The organism is Micromonospora cremea (assembly GCF_900143515.1).
GTDB lineage: Bacteria > Actinomycetota > Actinomycetes > Mycobacteriales > Micromonosporaceae > Micromonospora > Micromonospora cremea.
Map to the genome: position 1 here is coordinate 2,666,277 of NZ_FSQT01000002.1, position 13,085 is coordinate 2,679,361.

The window sequence follows — 13,085 nt, forward strand, 5'->3', positions numbered from 1 at the left end:
TCCGGTCCGGTTCGACCGGACCGGAGCCGCATTGCGTTGGCGTCGACACAGGTTCTGGGAGAGCGATGGGTACGGGGAAGTCTTTCCGTTCGGCGCGGGTCACCGCCGCGGCCGTGTTGGCGTTGTGTGCCGCGATGGCGTCCGGCGTGGTCTCCGCACCCGCCCACGCCGTCGACACGGTCCGTGGCCTGCAGTGGTATCTCGACTCGCTGAAGATCCCCCAGGCGCACAAGATCACTCAGGGCAAGGGTGTGGTGGTCGCCGTCATCGACTCCGGTGTGGACCCTTCGCACCCTGACCTGCGCGGTCAGGTGCTGCCGGGCAAGGGGGTCAACTCCGCTGCCGCTCCGGACGGGCGGCGCGACGACGACGCGGAGTCCGGGCACGGCACCTCGATGGCCGGCATCATCGCCGGCCGCGGCGGGGGCACGATGCGGGAGTTGGGCATCGCGCCGGCCGCGAAGATCCTCCCGGTCTCCATGGGGCCCCGTGCCGCCGGCATCGACATGGTCCTCGCAATCCGCTGGGCGGCGGACGCGGGCGCGGACGTCATCAACATCTCCTACGGTGGCGACCCCGCGCGGCCCGATCCGGACCTGACGGACGCCGTCAAGTACGCGTTGGGCAAGGACGCGGTGGTGGTCGTCTCCGCCGGAAACATCGAGGAGGGCGACCGGCAGGTCACTCTTCCGGCCAACATCCCCGGCGTGATCGCCGTCTCTGGGCTGAACAAGCGCGGTAGCTTCTTCGCCGGCTCGGTGCAGGGTCCGGAGATCGTGCTCGCCGCACCCATGGAAAGCATCATCGGGCCGGCGCCCAAGGCGGTGTCGCCGAACGGCTACACGGTGGCCAGCGGCACCAGCTCGGCGGCCGCCATCCTCTCCGGGGTGGCGGCGCTGGTCCGGGCCAAGTATCCGAACCTCGACGCGGTCAACGTCATCAACCGGCTGGTCAAGACCGCTCGCGACGCCGGGCCGGCCGGTCGGGATCCGCAGTTCGGCTTCGGTGCGGTCGACCCGCTCGCCGCGCTGACCCGCTCGGTGCCGGCGGTGACGGCCAACCCGCTGCTGGAGGGCACGGCGGCCGACCCGACCCGGCCCGGCGGTGGTGCCGCCCGGCCCGGCGACGACGACGGCCCGGCGGTCGAGTTCGGGGTCACCAACAAGGCCGGTGCCATCGTCCAGGTGGGGCTCTGCCTGGCCGTGCCGATTGTCGCGCTGGTCATCCTGCTGGTGGTGCTGCGGCGTCGCAAGCGGCGCGCGCCGGCGGCCGTCAGCGGCCCGCTTCCCGGCCCCCCGGGGCCGCCGCCCGGCTGGCCCGCGGGTCCGCCCGGTTGGCCGACACCGGCCGGTCAGGCTCCACCTCGACACCCCGGCCCGGGCTACGGCCCGCCGCCGGGCCAGCCCGCGCCGGGGTACCCGCCGCCGGGCTATCCGCCGGCTCAGGCCACGCCGGGCTATCCGCCGGCCGGTCAGCCCGCGCCGGGCTACCCGCCGGCTCCGGTTGCGCCGGCACCGCCGTCGGGCGGGCCCGGTTGGCCGGGTGCCGGCCCGGGGCACGCTCCACCGCCATCCGGCCCACAGCAGCAGTGAGCGCGGACCACCAGTCAGGTTTTTGGGGAGGGGACCGATGACGGACGATACGACCAAGCAGCCGGAACGGTTCGAGGCAAACGACATCTACATCCCGGTCCCGGCGGCCGGGGTGATGACGCCGGGTCTGGCAGTGACCGGCTTCGAGATCGACAACGTCAACCACGCCGCGACGCCGAAGGGCCTGGTCACCGCGCCCGGCGAGGCGGGCGTCAAGACCGAGTGGGATGCGACCAGCCTGGACTCGGCCATCACCTGGCTGGAGACCCACGCGGCATACCTGAACAAGCTCTCCTACGACATGGTCGACATCCAGGACCTGATGGGCGGTGCGGCCGCCGGCGCGGCGGCCGGGGCGGCCGGGGGCCCGGCGAGCCCTCTCGGTGGCTTCGACTGGGCCGGCCGGTTGGCCGCCAAGCACCAGGGGCTCTACCAGGGCACCGAGAGCGGCGTCCGGCGGCTCTCCCAGAGCCTGTACGACGCGGCGGAGGCACTGCGTCAGGTGAAGGAGAACTACGAGACGGCGGAGCATGCCAACGCGATGTCCGCCGCCGACATGCAGCGGGTCTTCGGCGACGTGGCCGGCAACGGCGACGGTCGCTAGAACGGGGAGGACGGCAGATGGGCCTGAGCTGGGAAGAGATGTGCCAGAAGGTCGTCATCGACGGCCGACCGGGTGACGTGGAGAGCGCCGCCCTTGGCTGGGAACAACTGATCAAGAATCTCAACAACGTCAAGCAGAGTCTCGACACCAACATCAAGGACCTGGGCACGGTCTGGAAGGGCCCGGCGTACGAGGCGTTCAAGGGTCACGTCGAGCAGATCGCCAAGGACACCGGGAACATCGTGGCGGACGCCGAGAAGGGCAGCGGCATCGTCCAGTCGCTCAAGAGCGCCGCGGAGAAACTCACCGCCGCCCAGCGGGACTTCCCGGTCCCGGCGACCTGCATCAACGACGTGCTGGAGGCGCGGAACGCCAAGCTGACCCTCAGCGTGGGCTTCTTCGAGGCCAAGGTGGCACCGGACTTCCTCGGCTGGTTGGATCCGGTGACCGCGGTCGCCGACTGGATCAACGACCGGTCCGAGGAAGCGGCGGGCGTCTACCAGCGGGTCAGCGGCGACTACCAGAACATCGCGCCGGGCACCCCGGGTGAAGCGAGCGGCTTCACGAACAAGACACCGACGACCGAGATTCCGAAGCTGGACAACGGTGGCGGCGGTGGTGGCGGGGTCGGCGGCGTACCGGACATCGGCGGCGGCAAACCGTCCATCGGCGACATGGGCGCCAAGCCCTCGATCAACGCCACCGGCATGCCGGACACCGGCAACCTGTCCGGCGGCTCCGGCACGCACCCCGACCTCTCCGGCGGGTACGACACCGGTTCGGGCGGCGGCTATCCCGGCGCCGGTGGGGTGCCGGGCACCGGCGGTCTGGAGGACGACTACAGCAGCGGCCTCGCGGGTGCTGGCGGCGGTGGCACGCCGGGTCTCGGCTCCGGTCTGGGTGGCGGTGGCCTGGGCTCCTCCGGCCTGGGCGGCGCCGGTGGGCTCGGCAGCGGCGGCGGTCTGAGCGGCGGCGGCGCTGGTGCCGGCGTTCTCGCGGGCGGTGGCGCGCTCGGCCGGGCGGTCTCCCCCAACATGGGCCCGATGATGGGTGGTGGCGCCGCGGGCGCCGGCCGCGGTGGTGGCCGGGGCGGCGGTCGCGTCGGCGCGGGCGGCAAGCTGGGTGCGGGCGGCGGAATGGCGCCCGGCATGGGTGGCGCCGCGGCCGGCGGTGCCGGTCGGGGCGGTGCCGGTCGCGGTGCGGCGGGCGCCGGTGCCGGCGGCCGGGGCGCGGGGGCCCGAGGCGCTGGTGGAATGGCCGGGATGGGCGCCGGTGCGGGCGCCGGCTACGGCGAGGAGGAGGCTCCCCGCAACACCTGGCTGGAGGAGGACGAGGACGTGTGGGGCGCGGACGGCGGCGGCACTTCCGGCGTCCTGCGCTGATCGTCGACACACCACGGCACCGAAGGGGACGACCCGTCGGTGCCGTGGTGCGCACGACCACCGGAGGCCGTGCCAGGCGCGATCAACCGGCGCCGGTCAGTTGGTGATCGGTGAGTCGGTGCGCCGGCCCGGGCGCCAGCCGCGCCGGCGGCCTCGAATCAGGATCGGTCGGGCGGCCAGCAGCAACGCGGCGAGCAGGGCGCCGACCGCCGCCGCCCAGATCGCGGCGCTGCGTTGCCAGCTCAGCGGGTCGTCCGACCTGGCGGGCGCCGGGAGCGCCCCGGCGGGCGGATCGGTGCGGGTGCCCAGCAGGCTCGACACGGCTCGGTACGGGTTGACCACGCCGTACCCGACCTCCCCGTTGTGCCCGTCCGGCGGGTTGTCCGCCGTCCGTTCCAGCCGCTCGGCGACCTGGTATGGATCGAGGTTCGGATAGGCGGCCCGGACCAGCGCGGCCACTCCCGACACGTACGCGGCCGCGAAGCTGGTGCCGCCGGTCGGCTCGGCGCGGTAGCCGTCCCCGCCCGGGGCCGGGCCGACGATGTCCAACCCCGGCGCGGCGACGTCGACGTAGGCGCCGCTCACCGAGGTGTCGACGTGGCCGCCCTGCTCGTTCACGCCGGCGACCGCGATCACGCCGTCGTACGCGGCCGGGTAGCCCGTCTTATCCTGCTGCTGCTCCTGCCGGTTGCCGGCGGCGGCGACCAGCACCACCCTCTTCTCGAGCGCGTTCTTCACCGCTGACTCCAGCTCGGGCCTGGGCAGGGTCACCAGGGACAGGTTGATCACGTCGGCGCCCTGCTCGACCGCGTAGTCGATGGCAGCGGCGATCTGCCCGGGCAGCGCCTCGTCGTTGGTGCCCTTGGTGTTCGGCAGCACCCGGATCGGCAGGATGCGGGCCGCCGGGGCGATGCCGCTGAACGGTGCGCCGGTGCCCTCCTTGCCGGCGATGATGCCGGCCACCATCGTGCCGTGCCCGGCCAGGTCGCACTGGCCCTGGTTGGCCTCCAGGCCGTTGAAGTCGCGGCCCTCGAGCACCTGGCCCTTGAGCAGCGGGTGGATGGCGGAGACGCCCGAGTCGATGACCGCTACCGTCACGCCGGCGCCCCGGGACAGCGGCCACGCCGAGGACGGGTCCAGCCGGCGCAGCGCCCACGGCATCTCCACCAGGGCGTCGCCATCCGGGCCGCAGGTGCGCGCCGCCGCGACCGCCGGGGAGGGGACGACCACCAGGGCGGAGCCGAGCAGGATCGCCAGAGTTCCACTGAGGACAGCACGGACGGCACGTCCGGTACGGCGGGACGGGCCGGTCGCGCTCGACGGCAGGCATTCGCGCACCCGCAGAGATTACCGCTGTGTCCCGTTCGGGCAACGGCCCGGCGACGGTGGTCAGGATCGGCGGGCGGTCTCCTCGGCGGGTGTCTCGGCGAAGAGCGCGAGCAGATCGCCGACCTGGCGGTCGGCCTCGGCGGGGTGCCGGAAATGGCCGGCCGGGTTGAGGGTGTACTCGTTGCGCCGTCCGACCCGGGTGCGCTGCAGGTAGCCGCCGGCCTCCAGGTCGGCGACGATCGCCTGCGCGGCCCGCTCGGTCACGCCGACCTCGGCCGCCACGTCGCGCAGCCGCGCGGTGGGGTCGCGGGCGATGGCGAGCAGAACGTGCCCGTGGTTGGTGAGGAATGTCCAGTTCCGGCCGCCGCTGTCGCCAGCCGCCGTCGCTGTGCTCGCCATCGTGGGTCCGCCTCTCCGGTTGCCGCCGCGCCCTCGGAGCGTCGCCGGAGCACCGGCCCAGGGGCAACGTATGAAATCTATATCACGCATATCTTGACGCATCTTGCGGTGCGTGTGACCGTGGAGCCCGAGTCAGCGCCCGCCGCCGCCCCGCTGAAGAGTCGGCTGAGCAGGTCAAACGCGTGGAGGAGAGGTGCGGGGATGAGCCGTCCCGGTACACCCGGCGGCCAGCCGGGTCCGCAGCGGACCCCGGACCGGGTGCCGGCCGATCCGGCCCAGGCGTACGCCGAACTGGCTGCCGGCAACCGCCGCTTCGTCAACGGCACCCCGCGCCATCCCAATCAGGACGCCGGGCACCGCGCGGCGGTGGCTGACGGGCAGCATCCGTTCGCGGTGGTCGTCGGCTGCTCCGACTCCCGGTTGGCCGCCGAGATCATCTTTGATCGTGGGCTGGGTGACCTGTTCGTGGTCCGCACCGCGGGGCACACCACCGGCCCGGAGGTCCTGGGCAGCGTGGAGTACGCGGTGACCGTGCTCGGCACCCCTTTGGTGGTGGTGCTCGGCCACGACTCGTGCGGTGCGGTACAGGCGGCCCGGGAGTCGGCCGCCACCGGCACACCGCCCCAGGGGCACCTGCGCGCAGTGGTCGACGCGGTGCTGCCCAGCCTGCGTCGGGCCGCCGCCGAGGGGGTCGACGACATCGACGGCATCGTCGACATCCACATCGCGCAGACCGTCGAGGCGCTGCTCGGGCAGTCGCCCGTGCTGGCCGCCGAGGTGGCGCAGGGGCGGTGCGCGGTGGTGGGGGTGTCGTACCGCCTCGCCGCCGGGATGGTGCGTCCGGTGGCCGCCGTGCCGGCCGCGACGCTCGACGTACCGACCGGCGCCAGCACGCCCGCCGCCTGACACGACGAGGGCCGCCCCGCGTGACGCGGAACGGCCCTCGACGGAGATCGCGGGATCAGAGCAGCGACATGTGCACGTGGTCCGTGTGGTTCGAGGGCCCGCTGTACGACTTCCAGCCGGTCGCAGGGAACCAGATCTGCCGGTTCCAGATCACGTAGTAGATGCCGAGCCGGTCGGCGTTGCGGATGAGGAACGCGGCCACGTTGTTGCCGTACGTCCGGGTGTCCTCGTTGTGCCACGGGCTGAAGCCGCTCTTCTGCAAGGACCAGTCACAGGCGCGGCCCTTCGGGTGCTCCCACGGCCCGCCGGAGCGGTAGCAGCCCACGAACCGGTTGAAGCCGGCCCGCTTGACCTCCTTGTACGCGTGCAGCGTGCGCGGGGTGACGCAGCCCGAGGTGGTGGGGTCGTTCTCGCTGCAGGACTCGGACTTCCAGTCACCGTCGGCGGTCCGTCCGGGGCCGAGCCGGGCGACCGGCGAGGTGGCCGACACCAGCCCGCCGGTGAAGCCCTTGCCGCCAACCAGGGCGAGCGCCTTGTCCGCGTCGCGCTTCTCCTTCGCCATCAGGGCGGTCTGCTTCTGCTGCTCGCGGACCTCCGCGTCGAGGGCCAGCTTGGCCTGCTCGGCGCGGGCCTTCACCGTGTTGACCTCGGCGAGCTTCTTCTCGTTGACCATGTTCATCTCATCGAGCGCGGCGGCGCGCTGGACGAACGAGTCAGGGGCTTCGCTCTCCAGCAGCATCGCCATCGGGCCGATCCGGCCGGTGCGGTACGACTGGGCGGCGATCTGCCCGACCTGCGGCGCCAGTGCATCCAGGTCGGCCTTGGCCCGCTCGACCTCCAGCGCCAGCTGCAGCTGCTTCTTCTTCGACTTGTCCAGTTTGGACTTGGCCGCGGAGTACTTGCGGTTGGTCTGCTCGATCACGTCGTTGAGCAGCTGGGGCTCGCCGTCCTCCTCGTGCCCGGACGGTGTGGGGGTCGTCGGGGCGGCCTGCGCCGGGAGGGGCCCGGCGAGCACGGTCAGTGCGGCGATCACGGCCACCACGGGTGTCAACCAGCGGCGTAGGGGTGCCGTCACAATGTTCCCTTCCGTCGACCGCCGACCGGGTTAGCTGACGGGTTCGGGGCGGAAGTGGCCCCTACCGCTTTCGCGGATTCACCCCACGTACCTGGGTTCCCGGCTCGCCGGTTGGCGATTGGGCGGTGGCACCGCAGGCGCCGCTTCGCGCCTTCGGCGGTGACCGGCAGCGAGGTTACCCGAGAGTCGACCGGCTGAGCTACGCCCTGATACCGATCAAAAGCGTCATTTCGCCATGGCGTTGAGTGACCAGTGACGCGGTTCTCAGGGCGGATGCCCCACCTGGTCACGTTGAGGAGTGTCACCATGCCGTATCCGTGCTCCTGTTCGGCTCTGGCCACCGGTCGGTGGCGGTGGATGGGGGTGTGGTCCGCGCCGGGTCGGGCGACGTGGGATCGAGTCGACCCGTGCGTGGGGAGCTCAGTGCGGCCAGTGCCTCGGCGCGGTCGGGCTGGGGTCGCGGGGCGGGCGCGTCGGCGGCGGGCGCGGTGTCCTGGCGGCCGGCTGCGGTCACCATCGCGGCCAGCCCGGTGGTCAGCGGTACGGCGGCGATCAGCCCGAGCGTGGCGACCGCGCTGCGGACGATCTCCTGCGCGAGGAACTCGCTGGTCAGGAGCTGCCCGATCGGTCGGGAGTCGGCGGTGAGCAGGAGCAGCAGCGGCAACGAGGCGCCCGCGTACGCCAGCACGATGGTGTTGACGGTGGAGGCGATGTGCGCCCGGCCGACCCGGGTCGCCGCCCGGTAGAGCTGCAACCGGGTCAGCCCGGGGTTGGCGTTGGCCAGTTCGGTCACGGTTGCCGCCTGGGTGACCGTGACGTCGTCGAGCACCCCGAGCGAGCCGATGATGATCCCGGCGAGCAGCAGACCGTGCAGGTCCACGTCGGCCTGGAACATCGACAGCGTGGTGGCGTCCTCGCTGCCGAAGCCGGTGAGGTGGGTGCCGGCGGTGGCGATGGTGGCCAGTATGCCGGTGAGCACCAGGCTGCCCAGGGTGCCGAGCACCGCGACCGAGGTCTGGGCGCTGACCCCGTGCGTCAGGTAGAGCACCACGAACATGATCAGCGCGGCGCCGACCACCGCGACCAGCAGCGGTGACCGGCCGGCGCCGATTCCGGGCAGCACGAAGGTGAGCAGGATGGCGAAGCTGGCGGCCAACCCGGCCAGTGCGGCCAGGCCCCGCCACCGGCCGAACGCGACGATCGCGGCGGCGAAGATCACCGCCAGCCACAGCAGCGGCGCGCCGCGCTGGTGTTCGGCGATGTTCCAACTGCTGGCGGTGGGATCGGTCGGATCGGTCAGCTCAACCAGGATGACCTCGTCGTCGACCTCGACCCGGGGCGCGCCGGGTCCGGCCGGCACCGGTGTCTGGACCTGCTGGCCGGAGGCCGGCCCGTCCTTCACCCGGACGTCCACCGTGCCACACGGCCCGTCTCCGAGGCTCGGTGTGCCCTCGGGGCTCGTCGCCGTCGCTGGGCAGGGCTCGGTCACCACCCGGGTCACCGTGCCGTGGTACCGCGGCACGTTCGCGCCGCCGTCGGTCTGTGGTGACCCGTCGCGCGGCCAGAGCACCACCGCGGCGAGCACGGTCGCGACGAAGAGGGGCACCACCGTCGCGATGAGGATCCGTCGCACCCGGGGCGGGGCGGACGGAGCGGGACGGGTGTGGTCGGAACCCAATGCGAGACTCCCAACGATCCGGTGCGGGGTACGTGCCGGCGGGCCGGTCGGTTCACCGCCGCCGCGGGAAAGCGGCGACGAGCGCGCCGGATCGCTGGTTGGCGACTGCGTGACTACGGGCGGTGAGCGCTCGGCCCGGTCGGCGGGAGGCGACGCCACATCGTGGCGGCACCTCTGCCCAACTGCGTAGCGGGATCCGGAGGGCCATCGTCGGAATGCTAACCAGCCCGACCCGGGGACGCAGGTCATGGCGGAGTGTCGAGGTTGTCCAACCGCCCGCGCGGCGGTTTCCGGACCGGCATGTTGGAGTCATGCCCGCGCCGTCACCGCCCGACCCCGGTCGCCCCGCCGGCGACCAGCGACACGCCGGGCCCGGGGGCCATCAGCCACACGCCGACGGCGGGCCGCAGCAGCACGGCGGGCACGACAAGCACGCCGGGCACGATCCCGCCATGTTCCGCCGCCGGTTCTGGGTCTGCCTGGCGCTCACCGTGCCGGTGGTGTTGACCAGCCACCTGGTGCTGGACCGGCTCGGCCTCGGGCTGGACGTCCCGGGCCGGTCCTGGGTCGGGCCCGGGCTCGGCTCGGTGGTGTTCTGGTGGGGCGGCTGGCCGTTCCTGGTCGGTGCGGTCCGCGAGGTCCGCGATCGGGCACCGGGCATGATGCTGCTGGTCGCGATGGCCATCACCGTCGCCTACGCCGCGTCACTGGCTACCAGCGTGGGCGCCTTCGACCTGGATTTCTGGTGGGAGCTGGCCGCGCTGGTCACCATCATGCTGCTCGGGCACTGGCAGGAGATGAAGGCCATCGGCCAGGCCAGGGGCGCCCTCGCGGCACTGGCCGCGTTGCTGCCCGACGATGCCGAGCGGGTGGCGGCGGACGGGCGGGTCGAGCCGGTGCCGGTGACCGAGCTGCGGGTCGACGACGTGGTGCTGGTCCGGCCGGGTGGGCGCGTTCCGGCGGACGGCCGGATCGTCGATGGCGGCGCCGAGCTGGACGGGTCGATGATCACCGGCGAGTCGCGTCCGGTCGCCCGGTCGGTAGGGGACCGGGTGGTGGCCGGCACCGTCGCCACCGACTCGGCGATCCGGGTCCGCGTCGAGGCGCTGGGTGAGGAGACCGCGCTCGCTGGCATCCAGCGGATGGTCGCGCAGGCGCAGCGATCCGGCGGGCGGGCCCAGTTGCTGGCCGACCGGTTCGCCGCCGCGCTGTTCTACCTGGCCACCGGCACCGCCGTGGTGACCGTGCTGGTCTGGACCGTGCTCGGCCAGCCCGACGAGGCGGTGGTCCGCACGGTCACCGTCCTGGTGATCGCCTGCCCGCACGCGCTCGGGTTGGCCATTCCGCTGGTCGTCGCGCTCTCCACCGCGTTGGCCGCGCGGTCCGGGATCCTGGTCAAGGACCGTTTGGCGCTGGAGCGGATGCGGACCGTCGACGCGGTGCTGTTCGACAAGACCGGCACCCTGACCCGGGGCGAGCACGTGGTCACCGATCTGGTGACGGCACCCGGCGTCGAGCGGGACGAGCTGCTGCGGATCGCGTCCGGCGTGGAGTCCGACAGCGAGCATCCGCTGGCCCGGGCGATCGTGGCGGCGGCCGGGAGCGTCGGCCGGGCCCCGGCCGCCGGGTTCCGATCGCTGCCGGGCCGCGGGGTGCAGGCCACCGTCGACGGTACGGAGTACGCGGTGGGCGGCCCGGCGCTGCTGCGGGAGTTGGGTCTGTCGCTCCCGGCCGACCTGGATGCGGCGATCGGCCGGTGGTCGGCGCGGGGTGCCGCGGTGCTGCACCTGGTGCGGCTGCCGGGCACCCTGCTCGGTGCGTTCGCGCTGACCGACGAGGTACGTCCGGAGGCCCGGGCGGCCATCGTCGAGCTGCGCGCCGCGGGCGTCCGCACCATCGCCATGATCACCGGTGACGCCCGCCCGGTGGCCGACGCGGTCGCCGCCGACCTGGGGTTCCGGCGAGGTGTCGACGAGGTCTTCGCCGAGGTGCTGCCGGCGGAGAAGGACGGCCGGGTGGCCGAGCTTCAGCGGCGGGGGTTGACCGTGGCGATGGTCGGCGACGGGGTGAACGACGCGGCGGCGTTGGCGCGCGCCGACGTCGGCATCGCGATCGGCGCGGGCACCGATGTGGCGATCGAGTCCGCCGGGGTGGTGCTGGCCTCGTCGGACCCGCGCGGGGTCGGTGCCGTGGTCCGGCTCTCCCGGGCTTCATACGGGAAGATGCGGCAGAACCTGGCCTGGGCGGCGGGCTACAACGTGGTGGCGCTGCCACTGGCGGCCGGGGTGCTGGCGTGGGCCGGGGTGGCGTTGAGCCCGGCATTGGCCGCGGTGCTGATGTCCGCGTCCACCATCGTGGTGGCGCTCAACGCCCAGTTGCTGCGGGGGGTACGCCTCGACCCGGAGCCCGACTGACGGCGCGTCCGTCGGGCCGGGCGAGCGTCGCTCGTGGCCGGCTCGGGTCTCAGCCGCGCTTCATCAGCCGGCCGACCGCCGCCATCATCTCGGTGGCCATCTCGTCGGCCCGGCCCTCGGCCGCGCCCTCGTGCATGCAGTGCCGGGCATGCCCGTCGAGCAGCCCCAGCGCCACCTTGTCCAAGGCGGCCTGGATCGCGGAGATCTGGGTGAGCACGTCGATGCAGTAGCGGTCCTCATCGACCATCTTCTCGATGCCCCGGACCTGCCCCTCGACGCGGCGGAGCCGCGCGAGCAGCTGGTCCTTGCTGGCGGTGTATCCGCGGATCGGAGTGGGTGCGGTCATGGCGACAAGGATAGCCTACCCCTGGGGGGTATGGTAGTGTCCCTTCCTGTCGGATACCCCCACGGGGTAGCGGTACAGGACAAGACAGATGTCCGCCTTCGAATTACCCCAGGGGGGTATATGCTCGGAGGTGGCGGAGGGAGACGGTTCGATGGTCAACACGACGTACCAGGTGCAGGGCATGACCTGCGGTCACTGCGTCAGCTCGGTCAGCGCCGAGGTCGGCGCCATCGCCGGCGTGCGCGACGTTCAGGTCGACCTGGCCACCGGCCGGGTCACCGTCAGCAGCGACCAGCCGCTGGACGTGGAGGTTGTCCGGGCCGCCGTCGACGAGGCCGGCTACGACCTCGTCGACGCCTGATCGAGAGGCTTCGCCATGAACACGGTTACCAGACTGGGCGGATTCGCCCTGGGCCTCGCGGCGGTCTTCGGCGCGGCGTACGGGATCGGGCAGGTGGCCGGTCCCGCCGCCCCGGTCGCCGAGAGTCGGCACGACGACGGCGCGGCCCACCAGCCGGGCCCGGCCGGCCAGGGGGAGCACGACGAGTCGGCCGACCGGCTTCCTGGCGGCCTGCTCGTCGCCGACCGCGGCTACACCCTCGAACCGGTCGCAGCCCCGGCCGGCGAGTTCGCCTTCCGGATCGGCGGCCCGGACGGCCGACCGGTGACCCGGTTCGACGTGGCGCACGACAAGCAGATGCATCTCATCGTCGCCCGGCGGGACCTCTCCGGCTTCCGCCACGTGCACCCTGACCTCGCCCCGGACGGCACCTGGCGGGTCGCCACCCCGCTGGCCGGCCCCGGGCAGTGGCGGGCGTTCGCCGACTTCGCCCCGACCGGAGGAGAGCCGCTGACCCTCGGCGTGGACGTGACCGTCCCCGGCCCGCTGGCCGAGCGGCCGCTGCCCGCACCGGCGACCAGCACGACCGTCGACGGCTACACGGTCACCCTGGCCGGCGCGGTGCAGCCCGGCGGCACCTCGCCGCTCACTCTGACCGTCAGCCGGGACGGGCAGCCGGTCACCGACCTGGAGCCCTACCTGGGCGCGTACGGCCATCTCGTGGCGCTTCGCCGGGGCGACCTGGCGTACCTGCACGTCCACCCGGAGGGGACACCCGGCCACGGGCGCACCCGGCCCGGACCGGCCGTCAACTTCCTCGCCGAGGTGCCCTCGGCCGGCAGTTACCGGCTCTACCTCGACTTCCGGCACGGCGGGTCGGTGCACACCGCCGAGTTCACCGTGGTCGCCGGCACCCCGCCGACCGGCGCACCGGCGACCGGTGGCGACCCCACCCCGAGCGGACCCACACCGACCGGGGGCGCCGACCACGGCACCCCCGGGCACGGGCACAACTGACGG

General features: G+C 73.2%; 12 protein-coding genes and 1 riboswitch. Of the genes, 7 read left to right on the top strand and 5 right to left on the bottom strand.

Annotated features, from left to right (window positions below; translation table 11 throughout):
• The first annotated feature begins 65 nt into the window (after window positions 1-65).
• The 3 genes from BUS84_RS25885 to BUS84_RS25895 are packed head-to-tail and all read left to right on the top strand — an operon-like array spanning window position 66 to window position 3,578.
• Window positions 66-1,592 (top strand): S8 family serine peptidase, encoded by a 1,527-nt coding sequence (locus tag BUS84_RS25885; protein ID WP_074316324.1) that lies wholly within the window; start codon window positions 66-68, stop codon window positions 1,590-1,592.
• Between the two features lie 37 nt (window positions 1,593-1,629).
• Window positions 1,630-2,196, top strand: a complete 567-nt coding sequence (locus tag BUS84_RS25890) for a WXG100 family type VII secretion target (RefSeq protein ID WP_074316325.1) — start codon at window positions 1,630-1,632, stop codon at window positions 2,194-2,196.
• Between the two features lie 17 nt (window positions 2,197-2,213).
• Window positions 2,214-3,578, top strand: a complete 1,365-nt coding sequence (locus tag BUS84_RS25895; RefSeq protein ID WP_074316326.1) for a WXG100 family type VII secretion target — start codon at window positions 2,214-2,216, stop codon at window positions 3,576-3,578.
• Between the two features lie 96 nt (window positions 3,579-3,674).
• Here the strand turns inward: BUS84_RS25895 and mycP are convergent, their stop codons facing one another.
• Window positions 3,675-4,916: a type VII secretion-associated serine protease mycosin gene (mycP, locus tag BUS84_RS25900; protein ID WP_084757594.1), complete on the bottom strand. Its 1,242-nt coding sequence runs from the start codon at window positions 4,914-4,916 to the stop codon at window positions 3,675-3,677.
• 51 nt (window positions 4,917-4,967) lie between these two features.
• Window positions 4,968-5,306: a helix-turn-helix transcriptional regulator gene (locus BUS84_RS25905; RefSeq protein ID WP_074316327.1), complete on the bottom strand. Its 339-nt coding sequence runs from the start codon at window positions 5,304-5,306 to the stop codon at window positions 4,968-4,970.
• A 201-nt stretch (window positions 5,307-5,507) separates the two neighbouring features.
• Between BUS84_RS25905 and BUS84_RS25910 the strand changes: the two genes are divergently transcribed.
• On the top strand, window positions 5,508-6,212 hold the full coding sequence (locus BUS84_RS25910) for a carbonic anhydrase (RefSeq protein ID WP_074316329.1): 705 nt from the start codon (window positions 5,508-5,510) through the stop codon (window positions 6,210-6,212).
• A 55-nt stretch (window positions 6,213-6,267) separates the two neighbouring features.
• Here BUS84_RS25910 and BUS84_RS25915 read toward each other — a convergent pair whose 3' ends face one another.
• Together BUS84_RS25915 and BUS84_RS25920 are read right to left on the bottom strand one after the other, a co-directional pair.
• Window positions 6,268-7,287 (bottom strand): coiled-coil domain-containing protein, encoded by a 1,020-nt coding sequence (locus tag BUS84_RS25915; RefSeq protein ID WP_074316330.1) that lies wholly within the window; start codon window positions 7,285-7,287, stop codon window positions 6,268-6,270.
• Window positions 7,288-7,291: 4 nt separating this feature from the next.
• A riboswitch (cyclic di-AMP (ydaO/yuaA leader) is annotated at window positions 7,292-7,422 on the bottom strand.
• A 166-nt stretch (window positions 7,423-7,588) separates the two neighbouring features.
• Window positions 7,589-8,965 (bottom strand): YibE/F family protein, encoded by a 1,377-nt coding sequence (locus BUS84_RS25920; protein ID WP_074316333.1) that lies wholly within the window; start codon window positions 8,963-8,965, stop codon window positions 7,589-7,591.
• 452 nt (window positions 8,966-9,417) lie between these two features.
• Here BUS84_RS25920 and BUS84_RS25925 point away from each other — a divergent pair, with 452 nt between their 5' ends.
• The gene (locus tag BUS84_RS25925) at window positions 9,418-11,379 is read left to right on the top strand and encodes a heavy metal translocating P-type ATPase (RefSeq protein WP_244298729.1); all 1,962 of its coding nucleotides are present in this window, start codon (window positions 9,418-9,420) and stop codon (window positions 11,377-11,379) included.
• A 49-nt stretch (window positions 11,380-11,428) separates the two neighbouring features.
• Here the strand turns inward: BUS84_RS25925 and BUS84_RS25930 are convergent, their stop codons facing one another.
• Window positions 11,429-11,725, bottom strand: coding sequence for a metal-sensitive transcriptional regulator (locus BUS84_RS25930; protein ID WP_007454936.1), 297 nt, complete (start codon window positions 11,723-11,725; stop codon window positions 11,429-11,431).
• Between the two features lie 151 nt (window positions 11,726-11,876).
• Between BUS84_RS25930 and BUS84_RS25935 the strand changes: the two genes are divergently transcribed.
• Window positions 11,877-12,086: a heavy-metal-associated domain-containing protein gene (locus BUS84_RS25935; protein WP_074319119.1), complete on the top strand. Its 210-nt coding sequence runs from the start codon at window positions 11,877-11,879 to the stop codon at window positions 12,084-12,086.
• A gap of 15 nt (window positions 12,087-12,101) precedes the next feature.
• Entirely contained in the window at window positions 12,102-13,082 is a 981-nt protein-coding gene (locus tag BUS84_RS25940) for a hypothetical protein (RefSeq protein ID WP_074316338.1), read from the top strand.
• The last annotated feature ends 3 nt before the right edge of the window (window positions 13,083-13,085 follow it).

What these genes read in the sequence shown, in the direction of transcription:
- BUS84_RS25885 (WP_074316324.1), top strand. Translation starts at nt 66, where the DNA reads ATGGGTACGGGGAAGTCTTTCCGTTCGGCGCGGGTCACCGCCGCGGCC.
- BUS84_RS25890 (WP_074316325.1), top strand. Translation starts at nt 1,630, where the DNA reads ATGACGGACGATACGACCAAGCAGCCGGAACGGTTCGAGGCAAACGAC.
- BUS84_RS25895 (WP_074316326.1), top strand. Translation starts at nt 2,214, where the DNA reads ATGGGCCTGAGCTGGGAAGAGATGTGCCAGAAGGTCGTCATCGACGGC.
- BUS84_RS25905 (WP_074316327.1), bottom strand. Translation starts at nt 5,306, where the DNA reads ATGGCGAGCACAGCGACGGCGGCTGGCGACAGCGGCGGCCGGAACTGG.
- BUS84_RS25910 (WP_074316329.1), top strand. Translation starts at nt 5,508, where the DNA reads ATGAGCCGTCCCGGTACACCCGGCGGCCAGCCGGGTCCGCAGCGGACC.
- BUS84_RS25925 (WP_244298729.1), top strand. Translation starts at nt 9,418, where the DNA reads ATGTTCCGCCGCCGGTTCTGGGTCTGCCTGGCGCTCACCGTGCCGGTG.
- BUS84_RS25930 (WP_007454936.1), bottom strand. Translation starts at nt 11,725, where the DNA reads ATGACCGCACCCACTCCGATCCGCGGATACACCGCCAGCAAGGACCAG.
- BUS84_RS25935 (WP_074319119.1), top strand. Translation starts at nt 11,877, where the DNA reads ATGGTCAACACGACGTACCAGGTGCAGGGCATGACCTGCGGTCACTGC.
- BUS84_RS25940 (WP_074316338.1), top strand. Translation starts at nt 12,102, where the DNA reads ATGAACACGGTTACCAGACTGGGCGGATTCGCCCTGGGCCTCGCGGCG.